The 14,698-nt window shown below is 30.8% G+C and carries 16 protein-coding genes; 9 read left to right on the top strand and 7 right to left on the bottom strand.

What is annotated here, in order from left to right:
* Window positions 1-8: 8 nt before the first annotated feature.
* Entirely contained in the window at window positions 9-1,484 is a 1,476-nt protein-coding gene (locus tag Q0772_RS12410) for a S41 family peptidase (protein ID WP_298345209.1), read from the bottom strand.
* A gap of 359 nt (window positions 1,485-1,843) precedes the next feature.
* Between Q0772_RS12410 and Q0772_RS12405 the strand changes: the two genes are divergently transcribed.
* The 4 genes from Q0772_RS12405 to Q0772_RS12390 all read left to right on the top strand — a co-directional run bounded on the left by Q0772_RS12405 (window position 1,844) and on the right by Q0772_RS12390 (window position 4,004).
* Window positions 1,844-2,353, top strand: coding sequence for an RNA polymerase sigma factor (locus tag Q0772_RS12405; protein ID WP_298345207.1), 510 nt, complete (start codon window positions 1,844-1,846; stop codon window positions 2,351-2,353).
* Entirely contained in the window at window positions 2,340-2,813 is a 474-nt protein-coding gene (locus Q0772_RS12400) for a hypothetical protein (protein ID WP_298345204.1), read from the top strand. Before Q0772_RS12405 ends, Q0772_RS12400 begins: the two co-directional genes overlap by 14 nt.
* 70 nt (window positions 2,814-2,883) lie before the next feature.
* Window positions 2,884-3,444, top strand: coding sequence for a DUF4252 domain-containing protein (locus Q0772_RS12395; protein WP_298345201.1), 561 nt, complete (start codon window positions 2,884-2,886; stop codon window positions 3,442-3,444).
* Window positions 3,445-3,461: 17 nt separating this feature from the next.
* Window positions 3,462-4,004, top strand: coding sequence for a DUF4252 domain-containing protein (locus tag Q0772_RS12390; protein ID WP_298345199.1), 543 nt, complete (start codon window positions 3,462-3,464; stop codon window positions 4,002-4,004).
* Window positions 4,005-4,106: 102 nt separating this feature from the next.
* Here the strand turns inward: Q0772_RS12390 and Q0772_RS12385 are convergent, their stop codons facing one another.
* The 3 genes from Q0772_RS12385 to Q0772_RS12375 all read right to left on the bottom strand — a co-directional run bounded on the left by Q0772_RS12385 (window position 4,107) and on the right by Q0772_RS12375 (window position 6,307).
* Window positions 4,107-4,304 carry a hypothetical protein gene (locus tag Q0772_RS12385; RefSeq protein WP_298345196.1) on the bottom strand — a complete coding sequence of 66 codons (198 nt, stop codon included), beginning with the start codon at window positions 4,302-4,304 and terminating at the stop codon, window positions 4,107-4,109.
* Between the two features lie 6 nt (window positions 4,305-4,310).
* The gene (purB, locus tag Q0772_RS12380; protein WP_298345194.1) at window positions 4,311-5,654 is read right to left on the bottom strand and encodes an adenylosuccinate lyase; all 1,344 of its coding nucleotides are present in this window, start codon (window positions 5,652-5,654) and stop codon (window positions 4,311-4,313) included.
* Window positions 5,655-5,728: 74 nt separating this feature from the next.
* The gene (locus tag Q0772_RS12375) at window positions 5,729-6,307 is read right to left on the bottom strand and encodes an adenylosuccinate lyase (protein ID WP_298345191.1); all 579 of its coding nucleotides are present in this window, start codon (window positions 6,305-6,307) and stop codon (window positions 5,729-5,731) included.
* Between the two features lie 37 nt (window positions 6,308-6,344).
* Here Q0772_RS12375 and Q0772_RS12370 point away from each other — a divergent pair, with 37 nt between their 5' ends.
* The 3 genes from Q0772_RS12370 to Q0772_RS12360 all read left to right on the top strand — a co-directional run bounded on the left by Q0772_RS12370 (window position 6,345) and on the right by Q0772_RS12360 (window position 8,947).
* Window positions 6,345-6,818: a heme-binding domain-containing protein gene (locus tag Q0772_RS12370; protein WP_298345188.1), complete on the top strand. Its 474-nt coding sequence runs from the start codon at window positions 6,345-6,347 to the stop codon at window positions 6,816-6,818.
* Window positions 6,819-6,842: 24 nt separating this feature from the next.
* Entirely contained in the window at window positions 6,843-8,081 is a 1,239-nt protein-coding gene (locus Q0772_RS12365; RefSeq protein WP_298345185.1) for a glycosyltransferase family 4 protein, read from the top strand.
* Between the two features lie 65 nt (window positions 8,082-8,146).
* Complete coding sequence (locus Q0772_RS12360; RefSeq protein ID WP_298345182.1) at window positions 8,147-8,947, top strand: FkbM family methyltransferase; 801 nt, start codon at window positions 8,147-8,149, stop codon at window positions 8,945-8,947.
* On the opposite strand, the gene Q0772_RS12355 is transcribed toward Q0772_RS12360, so the two are convergent.
* From Q0772_RS12355 to Q0772_RS12345, 3 genes are all read right to left on the bottom strand, one after another.
* On the bottom strand, window positions 8,934-9,614 hold the full coding sequence (locus tag Q0772_RS12355) for an NAD-dependent deacylase (RefSeq protein ID WP_298345179.1): 681 nt from the start codon (window positions 9,612-9,614) through the stop codon (window positions 8,934-8,936). The genes Q0772_RS12360 and Q0772_RS12355 overlap by 14 nt on opposite strands.
* A gap of 363 nt (window positions 9,615-9,977) precedes the next feature.
* Entirely contained in the window at window positions 9,978-10,751 is a 774-nt protein-coding gene (locus Q0772_RS12350) for an alpha/beta hydrolase (protein ID WP_298345176.1), read from the bottom strand.
* 69 nt (window positions 10,752-10,820) lie between these two features.
* Window positions 10,821-11,600, bottom strand: coding sequence for a LuxR C-terminal-related transcriptional regulator (locus Q0772_RS12345; RefSeq protein WP_298345173.1), 780 nt, complete (start codon window positions 11,598-11,600; stop codon window positions 10,821-10,823).
* Between the two features lie 208 nt (window positions 11,601-11,808).
* Between Q0772_RS12345 and Q0772_RS12340 the strand changes: the two genes are divergently transcribed.
* Window positions 11,809-13,674 carry a T9SS type A sorting domain-containing protein gene (locus tag Q0772_RS12340; RefSeq protein WP_298345170.1) on the top strand — a complete coding sequence of 622 codons (1,866 nt, stop codon included), beginning with the start codon at window positions 11,809-11,811 and terminating at the stop codon, window positions 13,672-13,674.
* A 340-nt stretch (window positions 13,675-14,014) separates the two neighbouring features.
* The gene (locus Q0772_RS12335) at window positions 14,015-14,668 is read left to right on the top strand and encodes an RNA methyltransferase (RefSeq protein ID WP_298345167.1); all 654 of its coding nucleotides are present in this window, start codon (window positions 14,015-14,017) and stop codon (window positions 14,666-14,668) included.
* Window positions 14,669-14,698: the final 30 nt, after the last annotated feature.

Below are 14,698 nucleotides of genomic sequence, written 5' to 3'. Positions count from 1 at the left end.
ATTGAAAATTATTGTTTTATGATACCAGTTGGTAATTCTTTGTTAGAATACAAACCTAACCCAGAAGGAATGTAATCTTTACTACTACTCGTAAACTGGATTGTGTTACTAACTTTTTGTTGGGTGAGTTTTCCGCTATTTCCAGTTATATCTGAAATTGCAGCTGCAAGGTAGGGCTCATTTTCATCGCCTAATACTCCTAAATTTCTAACTTGTTCACTTATAGTTATGTCTGGCTCTAAACCATCAAAATAGTCAGTTACACCGTTAGCGTTCAATGATTTATAAATTAAGGGAAGCATTGCGTAAGTGTGACCAGCATTAGCGTTTTCTCGACTAAAGTTAGGAGAATCATATACAATTCTTGATGCCTGATACTTTCCTGTAGTAGTTGTACCTATTTGTACAACGTTAATGTAGGGTCTTAGAGAGTTTATTACTAGTTCACTTGCAGAAGCACTTCTACCAGTTGTAAGTATGTATACTTTTGATAACTCTAAACTATTTATTGAAGCATTGTTTAATCTATCAGTAAATCTATCAATAAGAAATTCAGGGTTTTCATTTTCTATAGCTTCTTGAAATTGAGAATTCCATTCCTGAGTACTAAATATTTCTCCTGTAAACTGTCCAGTAATTAAGCTCGATAATAGAATAGCACTGTTAACAGAACCTCCTGAGTTGTAACGTAAATCTAAAACAAGCTCATTTATACCTGCACTTTTAAATGAGCCGAAAACATCATTTAGTTGTGAGTTATATTGGTCGGTACCAGTAAATCCGTTATACATTAAATATCCTATTTGTTTATTATCAATATTTAGAATGTTATTGATGTATATTGGATTTTCTGAATATTGTGCTTTTATTAGATCGATAGTTTCTGAAGTCGTTTCTACAGTATCATCTGTTGTTTCAGGAGTTCCATTGTTATTATAGGAACCTAGGTTAATCATATAACTGTTTTGACCTAGAAGCTGGGATATGTTTGACTCTGTAAGTTGTACACCATCAACACCATAAAAAATATCTCCCCTTTTTACACCTTGAAATTCAGCAGATGTATTTGGTAAAACATGAGTAACAATACCATATCTATTTGTTGTAGTTTCAGAAAACCTAAAAAGTTGAAATTCCATACCGTTTGTTGTGAAATTTCCATCTAGGAGCTGTTCCAAAGCGATATAATTTTCAAAAATTCTACTAAATCTATCTACTGTTTGGGGCTGGTATCTTAGCGCTTCAAATAAATCTCTAGGTGAAGTAAAGTCATTAAGATATGAAGCATATTCGTCATCACTAGAAAAACGATTATCAGCTAAATCTGGGACATCATCTTTATATAAATAAAAAAGGTTTAAACCTTTCCAAACAAAATCATTGATTTGATTTGCGGTAACACTTACATCATCGTTATCTTTAAAACAACTAACAGTATTAAGAGAAATAATGAATAATAGAAATAGGGCTTTATAATTTTTCATAGCTTATGTTCTTTTCAAGGGTTAGTCCTTAAAACCCTAAATTTACTTACATTATTGTGTAATAAAAAATAAACCCTAAGAATTTCGGTGAATGTAAGTTTAAGGCTTTAACAAATTAACATTGTAGTTGGCGTTATGCCATAATTTAGCTGATTTGCCCGCGTAAGGGATTGTAGTGGATAGCTTTTGGCGAGGCGAGCATCGAGCCAAAACTTGTAACGGAAAGCCCGACCCCTTGTGGGTTACGCCCCAATTTTTAATTTTTTTTACATGATGCTGTAACAAAACAAATATATGGTCGTCGTAATTATAAATAGCCGTAACTAAGCTGTTTTTAACCATACTAATACAACCGAGAAATGACTCAGAAAGAGTTTTTAAATATTGTAATGCCGTTTAAGGATAAGGTGTTTCGTTTAGCAAAGCGATTGCTGGTGTCTACAGAAGAGGCTGAGGATGCTACGCAAGAGGTGTTGTTGAAGTTATGGAATAATAAAAAGAAAATTGCTGAGTATAGAAATGTGGAGGCTTTTTCGATGACGATGACGAAGAATTACTGTTTTGATAAGTTAAAATCTAAACAGGCACAGAATTTGAAAATTGTGCATAGTAATTACGAGGAAAAAAATACGCCATTACAAAAGCAAGTTGAATTAAATGATAGTGTGAGTTGGGTAGCAAAAATTATTGAGGAGTTACCAGAGCAACAAAAAATGATAATTCAGCTTAGAGATATAGAAGAATATGATTTTGATGAGATTGCAAAAATGCTGGAAATGAATAATACAGCGGTTAGAGTAGCCTTATCTAGAGCAAGAAAAACAATACGAGAAAAATTAACTAATACACATAATTATGGTATTAAATAATATAGAAAAATTACTTGAGAAGTACGAAAACGGAGAAACAAGCCTGAAAGAGGAGCAAGTGTTAAAAAACTATTTTGCAAGTGACACTGTGGCGCCACATTTAGAAATGTATAAACCTATGTTTGCGTATTTTTTGGGAAACCAACAAGAGCGATTCACTAAAGACGTTCCATTAAAAACTAAGACAATTTTTAATTACAAATGGATTTCTGTCGCAGCTGTAGCGGTTCTTATGTTTGGTTTCTATTATGGAAATTCTATAAGTAATAATGATTTAGGTACTTATGAAGATCCGCAATTAGCTTTTAATGAGTTTTCGAAATCTATGGAAATGATTTCTTCAAAATTCAACAAAGGCGCATCAACGGTTAGCTATCTTAATGAAGTGAATAAAGGCACTTCTACCTTAGGGTATCTTAACGAAATTGAAAATACAACACGTATAATTTTTAAAAACTAATATGTGCTGAACTTGTTTCAGTATCAATTAAAAAACAATGAAAAATTCAAATAATTTAATAACAAGAACAATGAAAAATAAATTTATAGTACTAGTAATGGCCATTATGTTATTACCATTAACGGGAATGGCACAAAAGAATATTTTTGAAAAGTATAGTGAAAACCCAGATGTAACTTACGTTTCTATAAAGCCCAAAATGTTTCAAATGATTGCCAAAATGGGAATTAATGTTGAAGATGCAGAAGCTAAAGCTTATATGGATATGGTAAAAAGTATTACGAGTTTTAAAACTATTGTAACAGATAACAAGGCCATTTCTGCTGATGTTTCTAAATGGGTTAAATCTCGTTCTGGAGGTTTGGAAGAATTAATGGAAGTTAAAGATGATGGCACAGAGGTGAAGTTTTACGTAAAAGAAGGAAAGGATGCAGACCATGTAAAGGAACTTTTAATTTTTGTAAATGGTATTGATAAAATGATGGATGATAAGATTGAAATTAACGGAAAAGAACGTAAAATCGAAACTGTTGTTGTGTCTATGACAGGTGACATAGATCTTAATGAAATTTCTAAACTTACAGATAAAATGAATATCCCTGGTGGTAAGCACTTAGAAAAGGATAAATAAAAATAAAACATCAATCAATGCAACGAACAATCAAATATCTAGTATATACTTTATTTACCGCAGTTATTTTAACTAGCTGCGGTAATGATGTTAGCCTACAGAGCTACTATGTAGATAATCAAGAGGCTAAAAATTTTATATCTCAGGATTTACCACTTTCTATGATAGAAATTGATAAATCTGAATTTACAGAAGCACAGAAAGAAGCTTATGAATCTGTAAGTAAATTAAATTTTTTAGGCTATAAAGCTAGTGAAACAGATACTGAAACTTACAAAGCTGAAATAGCCAAAGTAAAAACTATTTTAAGTGATAGTAAATACAATGATTTAATGGAATTTAGTGATAGAGGTAACAAAATATCAGTAAAGTATATTGGGGATGACGATGAAGCAGATGAGGTTGTAGTATTTGGAAATGCTAAAGATACGGGCTTCGGGATTGTAAGGATTTTGGGTGATGATATGAACCCTGAAAAAATGGTTACTTTAATTAATGCATTGCAAAAAGCAAATGTAGAAGAGGGTCAAATAGAAGATATTATGAATTTCTTTAAATAATATAGTAATTATGTTAATGTTGAAAAACCCTAGATTTTACATCTAGGGTTTTTTTATATTATTTTTTTAAGTGTATAAAGTTTACTTAAAAAGAAAACTTTATTATTTAGAGGTGTTCTGTTCTGGAGTTGAATCTTTAGACTTATACTTAGAATAAAAGATGTTAATGACAACTGCGAAAAATATAATGGTAAGAAGTGTTAAAACCACAAAATTATCTAGGATATCTAGGATTCCAAAAACAAATATGCCACCTACCATAACTCCAGTAAGCGCTAAGGATTGTTTGTCGTTTAACATAAATTATTATATTCCAGTATAGTTACTTGGAGTAATACGTTTTAATTCCTGTTTTATTGTATCTGAGACCTCTAAAGTATCTATAAAGTTAGAAATCGAATCTTGATTTATTACAGAATTGGTTCGTGTTAAGCCTTTTAGAGCTTCATAAGGATTGGGATATGCTTCTCTTCTTAAAATAGTTTGAATAGCTTCTGCTACAACCGCCCAATTATTTTCTAAGTCTTCAGCAAATTTACTTTCGTTAAGTAATAATTTATCTAATCCTTTTAAAGTAGATTTAAAACCAACTAGCGTGTGTCCAAAAGGTACACCCACGTTTCGTAGTACAGTACTATCTGTTAAATCGCGTTGTAATCTTGAAACTGGTAATTTAGCAGATAAGTGTTCGAAAACGGCATTGGCAATACCTAAGTTTCCTTCAGAATTTTCAAAATCAATCGGATTTACTTTATGTGGCATTGCAGAACTTCCAACTTCACCAGCTTTAATTTTTTGTTTAAAATAATCCATAGATACATAGGTCCAGATATCTCTATCTAAATCTAGAATTATGGTGTTAATACGTTTCAAGGTATCAAATAAAGCCGCCATATGGTCGTAATGCTCAATCTGAGTTGTTGGAAAAGAGTGTTGTAAACCTAATTTCTCTTGTACAAATTGGCTTCCAAAAGCTTTCCAGTCAATATCTGGATACGCTACATGGTGTGCATTAAAATTACCAGTTGCTCCACCAAATTTGGCAGCACTAGGAATATCATTCAGTAAGTTAAATTGCTCTTCTAAACGCACTACAAAAACTTGAATTTCTTTACCAAGTCTTGTTGGAGATGCTGGTTGTCCGTGTGTTCTAGCCAGCATAGAAATGGCACTCCAATCTTTAGATAAACTTTTAAGTTTTTCTAAAACATTAAAATATTCAGGAACATAAACAGCGTTCATCGCTTCTTTGATACTCAAAGGGATAGCGGTGTTGTTTATATCTTGAGAGGTTAATCCAAAATGGATAAACTCTTTATACTCAGATAATCCTAAGGCATCAAACCGCTCTTTTATAAAGTATTCTACAGCTTTCACATCATGGTTAGTAACACTTTCAATTTTCTTGATAGCAGTTGCATCTTCAGCAGAAAAATCTTTGTAGATAGCTCTTAAATCATCAAAAATGGCATTATCTACTGATTTAAGTTGTGGTAACGGAATTTCACAAAGTGCAATAAAATATTCTATTTCAACTAAAACACGATATTTTATTAAAGCTTCTTCAGAAAAATATGGTGCTAGTTCACTAACTTTATTTCTGTAGCGTCCATCAATTGGAGAGATGGCATTTAATGCTGATAACGACATAATTTTGTTTGATTTTTTGAAGTTGCAAAGATATGTTTTTAAGACCGAAGACGGAAGTATGAAGCTTGAAGTTTTTAGTTTTTTGAAGATGCTTTTTTTATTTTTTTTAAAATATGTCTAGCTCTAGCTTTAAAAGCTGCGCTTTGTTTAGAAAAGTCATCTTCTAAAATTCGAGTTAATTCTGGATATACCCAATCATATTCTTTACCAAGAAAAAATAGCGTAGTCATAGAGTATGCTTTGGGGGCTACTTTTTCATCATTAATCATGTAATCAAAACAGTTTTCTATAATCCGTTCTTTATGCGTTTTAGTTAAAGCCGTTTTAATTTTGTTTTCTTCTTTATTTGAGTACGCCATGGTTATTAGTTCACAAATTTTAGCCACAGGTCTTACTGCAGAATCTAAATGTACTTTATGCATGTTTTTAGTAAATAAGTCTAGATAAGGTATTACAGCATTTATATTGGCACTGCACATAAACTCAAAAACCCAAGCTGCCCGTGGCGATATTTTATCATCTACTCTAAATAAAATATCTAAAAGATTAGGAACTAATTCAGGGTGCTTTTGCATCATTTGCGCATAAAACAGCCGTTTCTCTCTAGAATGGTTTACGTAATTTAATTCGGTATAGAGTTGCTTGGTAGTCAAAAGGTTTTCTTATTTTTAAAAACTCAAAAATGATATGATGAAAATAATAAAAAAAATACTGATAATATTACTAATCGCATTGGTAATTGCTCAATTTTTTGGGCCAGAAAAAAATGAAGGCGATATCGCTTCAATTGAAGCTTTTATGAAAGAAACGAATCCTCCAGAAGAGGTGAAAGTTATTTTAAAAGAAACCTGTTTTGATTGCCATAGTGATGTAACTCGTTATCCTTGGTATAACAATATTACACCTGTAAACTACTGGTTGAATAGCCATATTGAAGAAGGGAAAGAGCATTTTAATGTTTCTACATGGGAAGGAAACTCTATAAAACGTAAAGACCATAAGTTTGAAGAATTGATTGAAGAAGTAGAAGAAGGTGAGATGCCTCTAAGTTCTTATACATGGACACATGGTGATGCAAAATTAACAGCGGACCAAATAAAAGCTGTTATAGATTGGGCAAAACTTGTACGTATTAAATTTGGTTTAGAACCAAAGCCAGAATAGGTACCTATTAAGATAAATAATCTAATGAGAAAGCATCTTCTAATTATTGGTTTTGTATGGCCAGAACCAAAAAGTTCTGCTGCTGGTAGTAGAATGATGCAATTAATTGAGGCTTTACAATCTCAAAATTATAATATAACATTTGCTAGCCCTTGTGCTAAAAGTAACAATGCCTTTAATCTTGAAAGTATTGGGGTAGCTCAAACTTCCATCCAATTAAATCATACGTCTTTTGATGATTTTGTTGCAGAATTAAATCCAAGTGTCGTTTTATTTGACCGTTTTATGATGGAGGAACAATTTGGGTGGCGCGTTGCGGAACAATGTCCCAATGCATTGCGTATTTTAGATACTGAAGACTTGCATGGTTTGAGAAAAGGTAGGCTACAAGCGTTTAAAGATAGCAAGCCATTTGATAAAGCATATTTATTTAACGATACAGCTAAGCGTGAAATAGCAAGTATTTACAGATGTGATTTAAGTTTGATTATTTCTGAAGCTGAAATGGAAATATTGCAGCATGATTTTAATGTTGATAGGAGTTTATTAGTTTATTTACCTTTTATGATTGATCCAATTTCTGAAAATGAAATTGTGAACCTTTTAGAATTTAAAGATCGAAATCATTTTATAACGATAGGGAATTTTTTACATGAGCCTAATTACAATGCTGTTATATATTTAAAAGAAACTATTTGGCCTTTAATTAGAAAGCAGTTGCCAAAAGCAGAATTGCATATTTATGGCGCATATGTATCTCAGAAAGCAAATCAATTGCATAATGAAAAGCAAGGTTTTTTTGTAAAGGGTTTTGCTGAAGATGTAAACGATGTGATGCAAAAAGCTAAAGTTTGTTTAGCACCAATTCGATTTGGAGCTGGTTTAAAAGGAAAACTAGTTGATGCTATGAAAAACGGAGTGCCTTGTGTAACAACAGCTGTTGGGGCAGAAGGTATGTACGGTGATTTAGAAATAAATGGCTTTGAAGAAAACACTCCAGAATTATTTGCTAATAAAGCTATTGAGTTATATAAAGATGAAACTTTATGGAACTTAAAGCAACAAAAAGGATTTGATGTTATTAACAAGCGGTTTAATAAAAAAGTGCATCAAAACACATTTACGAGTACTATAAATGATATTTCTAAAGATCTTAAAAGTCATAGATTCCATAACTTTACAGGACAAATGTTACAGCATCAATCCATGCAGAGTACAAAATTTATGAGTAAATGGATTGCCGAAAAGAATAAAAATGAATAAGTTGTTAAACTTGATTTTGTTAAATAATCAATCTACATTCGTTCAATAAATATAGTTTGTCAATAATGCTAAAAAAGGTTTATAACTCAATTAAAAAGCAATATCGTAAAGTAAGAGTGTTTACTCAACCACACCCACTTTACACTACTATTGATAGAATTAAACTTTCAAAAATAGAACGGGATAACCCTAAAAAAGGATTTTTGAAATTGTATCTTAAAGGTTTAGAACATCCTATAAAAATTAGAAAGAATTTTATTGATAAAGAAGTTGTAGGCTATGTGTTTGCAGATAAATACCACTTACCACCCCAAAAAGTTACACTACCTGATAGCCCTATAATTTTGGATTTAGGAAGCAATATTGGTTTAACCGTAGTGCATTTAAAACAGTTATATCCAAATAGTACTATTTATGGCTATGAAATGAATACAAATAATTATTTATTAGCTAAAAACAATACCAAATTTTATAAAAACGTACATATACACAATCAAGCTATTTGGAAAGAAAATACTACGGTAAGCTATAATGCAGATTCTGATTTTGATGCATATTCCATTAAAGAAAATAATGATTCTGGCAAAAAAGTAACGATTCAAAGTACAACCATCCAAAGCATTATAGAGACTTATAATCTAACACATATTGATTATGTAAAAATGGATATTGAAGGTGCTGAAGAAGCTATTTTAGAGCAAGACGATTTACGATGGCTGCAATATGTTAAAGCAATAAATATTGAAATGCACTTAGATGAAAGCGAAGACATTAATACTTATATCAACATCTTAAAGGGGCAAGGTTTTAATGCTTGGAAAGATGATAAGCATTGGTCAAGTATTATGGCTTTTAAGAAGGATTAAATACCTCCATTAACTTACTCATACCAATTGTAGCTGTTTCAGGAATAACAGTTAAGTTTTCCTTACTAGCAATACTCGGTTTTGGGTCTATAAAATAGGTAGGTGTGTTTTGAGGGACATAATGCATTAATCCAGCAGCAGGATATACTTGCATAGATGTACCAATAATCACTAAAACATCGGCCGTTTCACAAATTTTAACGGCTTTTTCTATCATCGGGACATCTTCTCCAAACCAAACAATATGTGGTCTTAGTTGGTGGCCTTTAGAACAAGTATCGCCTAAGACTAAGTCTGTTTTCCATGTTTTAATATCGTTTTCGTTTTTTGTGCTTCTAACTTTTAACAATTCACCATGTAAATGGATGACGTTGGTACTCCCTGCGCGTTCATGTAAATCGTCTACATTTTGGGTTACTATAGTAACTTTAAAGTTGTTTTCTAATTCGGCTAAATCTAAATGTGCTTGATTTGGCTTAACTTCAAATAATTGTCTTCTTCGTTGGTTATAAAAATCTAAAACCAATTCTGGGTTTGCTTTAAAACCTTCAGGAGTTGCCACTTCCATAACATCGTGCCCTTCCCATAAACCATTAGCATCTCTAAAGGTTTTAATGCCACTTTCGGCACTCATACCAGCTCCAGTAAGTACTACAATGTGTTTCATAATATAAAAATAGTACTTTTTAATTTTTTTGTAATTACTGTAAAAAGAGAATATTTTAAAATTCTAGTTAGTTATTGGCTAGCTCTTAGTATTATTAACTCAATTAATCCAAAGCGTAATATTAGTAATCGTTACACAATGGAATAAAAATCACAGAATTTAATTCTTAAGATATATTCAAGTAGTTTTAGTTTTTATAAGTTCTTACTACATCTTATTTTAGAATAGAGGCTCTATAAACTTACAGTACAATTTTTTACTTAGAATTTACCCATTGGCGATAAATTCTTCATAGAACACGGCAAAAACTCACGGTATTAGTTTTGTATAAAATATCCTTTAATAAATTTGTTTAAATAATAACTATTTAAAGACTTCTTTAGTAATTCTCTCTAAAGTTTTATTGAACTCTATTGGTTTTTCAAGACTAGCATAGTGTCCACAGTTTTCAAACATAATTAATTCGCTATGAGACGATTTATCTACTAATTGTTTTAAATAGTTTAAGTTAACACTTGGGTCATGAGTTCCTGCTATAATATATTTTGGAATAGATAACTCTTTAAATATTTTAAATTCATTTAAAAACCCGTTTTCAGCAACATCAATACCTATAGCTTTTCTTACTTTTGGATTTGTTTGTTTAAAATCTTCAATAATATTAGAAGTATATCGTTTATAGAATACCGTCATTTCTGCTGCAGCATTAATATCTATTTCAGAAGGGTTTTCAGTAAAAAAAGTGTTTAATTCAGGTAAAAATACAAAAGCTTCATCTAAGTTTAAAGGTTTCTTTACTGGTGGTGTCCCAAAAATCAAAATACCTTTTAATTTATTTATATATGGAGCAATTTCAATAGCTATATGGCCTCCTAACGAATTGCCTACTAGTAAAACATTGTCATCAAATTCATTTACAAGTTTAATTAGTTTTGCTCTATAAGAATTCATAGAGAAATCCTCTTCATCCATATAATCGTTTACAGACTCTCCATGCCCAGGTAAATCAATCGCAATTTTGGTATGTGTAATTAATTTGGACTTTAAAACTTCATTATAAACAGAAGAGGAAGATGAATTACCATGAATAAAAATAATACTTCCTTTATCTTCTCCTTTTACAATATTATACTTCATATTAAACTAAGTTATTATCTTAAAATATGCTTTCTTACAAAATATTTAAAACCTTTCTTTATAGAACTGTTAGATAGCACCTTCTTGCAAGCATTTTGAAATAAGCTCTCTAGAGTTTTTACATTCAGATTTTTTTAGCATATTTCGTTTATGAGTATTTACAGTATGAACAGATATGTGCAAAATACGTCCAATTTCATTAGCTGTTTTTCCTTTAATTACAAGAGCAATTATTTCCTTTTCTCTTTTGGTAAATATATTTAAAGTAAATATTTCTGTTATTGGAAGATAAACATCGCCTTGTTTTGCAAAGTGAACATTCGGTTTATCTTTACATATAAAAGATATTTCATTTCTTATTGGAGGGTTTAAATGGGTTACATCCGTATGTACACCAATAACCGTTTGAACCTTTCCATCGTCGCTAACATTGATAACTTTAGCTTGATGTAAAATAGTTTTATAATTCCCACTAGAATGCCTCAATTTCATTAAGTAAGTTGTTTTATAAATCGATATGTCTTCTTTGGGAATATCTTTTAATTTAAATTTAATAGAAAGGGCTTCTTTTTCATGCCAGTTTTCAATTTCATTTGGGTGTATAATGTTAAAAAAAGTATCTATAGACCAATCTTCTGGTTTAATACCCAATACCTCCTCTATACCCTCATGTACAAAAGTCATTTTGTATGAAACAAAATCTAGGATGTAATAATAAAAAGAACCCGCGGCAAATAAAGAGGCTATCTGGTCTATAATTTCTATTACAGGTTCTTTATTGTTAGGGTTAGTTATTTTATTTTCCTGTTTCCAAAACTGAATTAGTTTTGTTGTGTTTTCATTGGTCATTGATAATAGCTAGATAAATGTTTGTACTTCAAAGATTAAAAAAATAATATAACTTTTCAAGCCTCTAGAATTTAAGTTGCTATGAGAAATAGTCGTTTATCCGAGTTGTTCATCCGTTTATAGAATTTGATTTTAAATATACCTAAAAGTAGGTATTGTTTGAAACATTAAAGAGAACTAATATTGAAATTAAAATAAACCATACTTTATGAAAACAAAATTACTTCTCGTATTTTTAATTACGTCACACTTTTATTTACAAGCCCAAGTAACAGATTTTGTAACAGGACTTACTAACGAACCAAGTCGTTTGATTATTGATGATAATGTTATTTACATTAAAGGTGTAGCTTCGCCAGGTGAATTAATTGAAATTGATTTGACAGATACCAATCCATCAACTAATGTATTATTTACAACATCTGTTTCATTTGGAATTGGCGGTTTGATTAAAGATGGTAATACTATTTATATTTCAGACGTTAACGATGCTACGGGAGAAAGTTCATTGGTAAGTTTTAACATTAATACACCAAGTGTTGTAACTACGATTGCTTCAGGTTTTGGCTATATTGCTACAATAGATTTGTATAACAATGAACTTTATTTTACAGATGAAAGTTTATCAGGAGGGGGAACATCCCTTAAAAAAATAGATGTTACCATTACTAATCCGCCAGTTAATACAGTATTAACAGGTTTAACAAATCCACAGGATATGGAGTTTAATGGTAATACTTTATATATTGGTGACAGAGATGCTGGTGGAGGCACTGGAATTATTTATTCTGTTGATGCTTCGCAAGTTACACCAACACTTAACTCATTTATCACCAATGTAAATGTAAGAGGTGTTTATGTGTATAATGATTTTTTGTATTTCTCTGACGCTGGAATTATTAAGAAAGTGCCTTTTTCTAATCCTTCTAACATAACAACAGAGGCTATGGATACAGGCAGTAGTACAGATTTTTTAAGGGATGTAGTAATTAGTGGTACTACTTTATACATGCCCCAAGAAAATTTTGGAAAAATAGTAACAAAAGAGGATTTTACCTTAAACGCTCAAATTACTGATGTTTTAAATCCAACAAATAGCGGCCTTACGGGATTCTTATTAGTGGGTAATGAATTGTATTATACTCAAAGTGATAATATTCTTAAAATAAATATTACGGATACTTCTCCTGTACCAAATACCATAATAAGTGGATTAAGTGAACCTACGGGATTACTATTGAATGGTAATGACTTGTATTTTGCTCAAGCAACAGCGAATAAAGTTTCTAAAATTGATATTTCTCTTTCGTTCCCTTCTGTTATCGACGTAGTAACTGGATTAAATGAACCAGCATTTTTAGAAATAAATGGTAATGATTTATATATTTCTGAACTAGGAGCAGGTAAAATTTCTAAAATAGATATTACAGCTAGTTTGCCAACTACAACTACTGATATTGCTACTGGGTTAACCACACCATTAGACATAGAATTAATAGGTAATGATTTATATATTGCAGAACCAGATGCTAACAAAATTTCTAAAATAGATATTACTTCTAGCCTGCCTACAACCGCTACAAATGTTGCAACTGGACTTAACAAACCATTACATTTAGCATTAAATGGTAATGATTTATATATTTCTGAAGCCGATGGTAATAAAATTTCTAAAATTGATATTACAGAAAGCCTACCTATAACAACTACTGAAGTCTTAACTGGTCTAAGTAATCCAGAGGTTTTAGCTGCAAATGGAAGTGATTTGTATTTTTCTGCAGACTCTTCTACCTCAGGACAATCGAGAATTGCAAAATATAGTTTTTCAATACTTTCTATAGCGAACCAATCCATTTTAGAAAACTATAAAGTATACCCTAACCCTACAGATGATTATATTCAAGTTTTAGGGTTGAAAGAAGAAGTAAATTATATAATTTATAATTCTCTAGGTAAAGAAATATTAAATGGTTCAATCTTTGATCAGAGCATAATTAATGTTGAAAACTTAAATAGTGGATTATATTTTCTAAAGGTTATAAACGGAAATACAACTAAATTCATTAAGAAATAAGTTTTAAAATCTCAGGTTAATATTTAATCTGAGATTTTTTAATTAATATGGATAATAAATAGCTAACCTATTTTTAGAATAGTGTGATAAATATAACCTTACAATTTGTTTTGAGCTAACTAAATAGTTACACTCTGTGTTTTTCATATTTAATTTACCCATTGTATTAATCTTTTGGTTCATAGACTAACAGGTAATTATTATTTTAAATTCTCTACTTTCTTAACTAACAAAAAATCTTAAAACTAGTATCTTTATGGTATAAAAATAGATATTATTTGTCATTCCAGTAAAGGCAGGAATCTACTCATTTTTATTAAATTAGATTTTTAGCATTATTATGACCGACCTTAAGCTCCTTGAACACTTAGAGACCTATTTAACAGAACATAGAAAACAACGTTTTGAAACAGTTCTATCACAACGTACAAAGCACTTTACAGTGGCTACGGAAGATGTGTATCAATTGCATAACACCAGTGCCGTAATACGAAGCTGTGATGTGTTTGGTATTCAAGAGGTAAATATTGTTGAAGAGCAAAACTCTAAACGTATTGATAGAGAAATTGCTATGGGCGCACAAAAGTGGGTAGATTTAAATCGTTATCATACAGTACATGATTGTATTTCAGATGTAAAACAAAAAGGGTATCAAATAGTTGCGACAACGCCTCATACTGATGATTGTGAATTACATGATTTTGACGTTACTAAAAAATCTTGTTTTTTCTTTGGAAGAGAAACCGAGGGACTTTCAAAAGAAGTTTTAGATCATGCCGATTGTTACTTAAAAATTCCGATGGTTGGCTTTACAGAGAGTTTAAATATTTCTGTTTCTGCAGCCATAATTTTACAGTATGTTACTACAAAATTGAAACAAACCGATATTAAATGGCAGTTATCTAAAAACGAAATTTTAGAGAAAAGAGTGGATTGGTGTAAAAAAACCATAAAAAGTTATGATGAGATTGTTGAGCGGTTTTATGCTAAGTAGGTTACTTTTTTAAGAGATTATAAAATAGTT

This window comes from uncultured Algibacter sp., assembly GCF_947490405.1.
GTDB lineage: Bacteria > Bacteroidota > Bacteroidia > Flavobacteriales > Flavobacteriaceae > Algibacter_B.
Note: the sequence above shows the minus strand (reverse complement) of the source record. Positions and strands in the feature narration are given on the sequence as shown.

Coding starts and splice junctions, on each gene's coding strand:
- Q0772_RS12410 (WP_298345209.1), bottom strand. CDS start 1,484: ATGAAAAATTATAAAGCCCTATTTCTATTATTCATTATTTCTCTTAAT.
- Q0772_RS12385 (WP_298345196.1), bottom strand. CDS start 4,304: ATGTTAAACGACAAACAATCCTTAGCGCTTACTGGAGTTATGGTAGGT.
- Q0772_RS12335 (WP_298345167.1), top strand. CDS start 14,015: ATGACCGACCTTAAGCTCCTTGAACACTTAGAGACCTATTTAACAGAA.
- Q0772_RS12395 (WP_298345201.1), top strand. CDS start 2,884: ATGAAAAATAAATTTATAGTACTAGTAATGGCCATTATGTTATTACCA.
- Q0772_RS12360 (WP_298345182.1), top strand. CDS start 8,147: ATGCTAAAAAAGGTTTATAACTCAATTAAAAAGCAATATCGTAAAGTA.
- Q0772_RS12365 (WP_298345185.1), top strand. CDS start 6,843: ATGAGAAAGCATCTTCTAATTATTGGTTTTGTATGGCCAGAACCAAAA.
- Q0772_RS12370 (WP_298345188.1), top strand. CDS start 6,345: ATGAAAATAATAAAAAAAATACTGATAATATTACTAATCGCATTGGTA.
- Q0772_RS12345 (WP_298345173.1), bottom strand. CDS start 11,600: ATGACCAATGAAAACACAACAAAACTAATTCAGTTTTGGAAACAGGAA.
- Q0772_RS12350 (WP_298345176.1), bottom strand. CDS start 10,751: ATGAAGTATAATATTGTAAAAGGAGAAGATAAAGGAAGTATTATTTTT.
- Q0772_RS12340 (WP_298345170.1), top strand. CDS start 11,809: ATGAAAACAAAATTACTTCTCGTATTTTTAATTACGTCACACTTTTAT.
- Q0772_RS12400 (WP_298345204.1), top strand. CDS start 2,340: ATGGTATTAAATAATATAGAAAAATTACTTGAGAAGTACGAAAACGGA.
- Q0772_RS12405 (WP_298345207.1), top strand. CDS start 1,844: ATGACTCAGAAAGAGTTTTTAAATATTGTAATGCCGTTTAAGGATAAG.
- Q0772_RS12390 (WP_298345199.1), top strand. CDS start 3,462: ATGCAACGAACAATCAAATATCTAGTATATACTTTATTTACCGCAGTT.
- purB (WP_298345194.1), bottom strand. CDS start 5,654: ATGTCGTTATCAGCATTAAATGCCATCTCTCCAATTGATGGACGCTAC.
- Q0772_RS12355 (WP_298345179.1), bottom strand. CDS start 9,614: ATGAAACACATTGTAGTACTTACTGGAGCTGGTATGAGTGCCGAAAGT.